The organism is Micromonospora zhanjiangensis, assembly GCF_042650605.1.
Lineage (GTDB): Bacteria > Actinomycetota > Actinomycetes > Mycobacteriales > Micromonosporaceae > Micromonospora_J > Micromonospora_J zhanjiangensis.
In genome coordinates this window covers 1-1,532 of sequence record NZ_JBHSBN010000095.1, presented here as the reverse complement: position 1 = coordinate 1,532, position 1,532 = coordinate 1, and the positions used below count along the sequence as shown (strand labels likewise).

Here is a 1,532-nt window from a genome sequence, read left to right as displayed (position 1 = left end):
AGGAGACGTTGCGGACGGTTACGGATGTGCCGCTGGTGGTGAGGGTGCCGCTCCAGATCTGGGTGATGGTCTGGCCGTTGCCGAGGGTCCAGCGGGTGGTCCAGCCGTTGATCGTGGAGCTGCCGGCGGTGATGGTGACCTCACCCTGGAAGCCGCCCTGCCAGGAGCTGGTGGTGCGGTAGGTGGCGGTGCAGGCGCCGCCGGCCGGCGGGGTCGTGGGTGGCGCGGTGGTCGGCGGTGCCGTGGTCGGCGGCGCGGTGGTCGGCGGTGCCGTGGTCGGCGGCGCGGTGGTCGGTGGTGCCGTGGTCGGTGGGGCGGTGGAGCCGAGCTGGGTGATGAAGGTCCAGACGGCCTGCTGGGTCCACGACTTCGCACCGGGCGCGTACGGGTCGGCGGAGCCGTCCACGGCGTTGGGGGCGTGCGGTCCGTCGAAGGCGCCCCACACCACCGGATAGCCCGACCGGCATCCGGTGTAGTAGGTGACGATGTGGGTGAGGCTGCCCTGCGGCGGCTCCGGCGGGTTCTGGGGCGTGCAGCCGTTGTTCTGGACGAACCGGTCGCGCATCGACCGTCCGCCCGCGATCGACAGCGTGCCGTCCCGCAGCCCGTGGATGCCGAAGTAGGCGATGGGTTGGGTGCCGCCCTGGCATCCGCTGAGGACCCCACCGGAGTAGACGACGACGCCGCGGAACACGGTCGCCCGCGCGCAGGCGATGGCGTAGGTCATCGCGCCGCCGTAACTGAATCCCGAGGCGAACAGCTGTGTGGTGTCGACGCACAGGCCGCCTTCGATCTGCCTGATCATGTCGTCGACGAAGGTGAGGTCCTGGCCGCCGGAGTTCGCCCAGCCGTTGTTGAGGCCCTGCGGGGCGACGAAGATCGTGCTGTTGTTGGCCAACGGGCGGAGCCCGTAGTAGGACCACAGGGCACCGCTGGTGCTGCCGTTGTCGACCTGCTCGGCGGTACCGCCGACCCAGTGGAACGAGAAGATCAACCGGTACGGGTGGTTGTTGTCGTAGTTGTCGGGCACCCGCAGGATGTAGCTGCGGTTCTGCCCGCCGCTGGAGATCGTGCGCGTGCCACTGGACAGGGTGGGCGCCTTGCCGCACCCGGCCGTCGTCGCCTGGGTGCCGGCGCCCGCGGCGGAGGCGAGTCCGCCGCCGAGGGTCAGGCCGCCGGTCGCCAGGACGACGATCGCGGCGACCGCGGCGCACATCAGTGCTGATCTGTGCTTCACGACCTTGCTCCTTCTGGCATCGGGAACTCGCTTCGCGCCGCCGACCGGCGGGCTCGGGCTGTGCCGAGCCCGCCGGTCCAGGCTCACCGGGTCCTGATCGCGGGCCGTGCCGACGCCGGCGTGTTCGCCGCGTACGCCCGTCCGGCACGCGATCAGTGACACGCTCCTAGCGCTGCAGGGTGAGCAGGCCCGGTCGCCAGGGCAGGAGGTTGTAGTCGCCACCGGCGCTGGGTGACTTGCCCTGGTAGAGCAGTTGCAGGTTGCAGGGGTCGATGGTCTTGGTCTGGTCGGGGTT

Annotated in this window: 1 protein-coding gene; it reads right to left on the bottom strand. The window is 70.7% G+C overall.

Annotated elements, in window-relative coordinates:
• A partial coding sequence (locus ACFOX0_RS34070; RefSeq protein WP_377553790.1) for a cellulose binding domain-containing protein occupies positions 1-1,216 on the bottom strand: 1,216 nt, incomplete at its 3' end.
• Positions 1,217-1,532 lie beyond the last annotated feature (316 nt).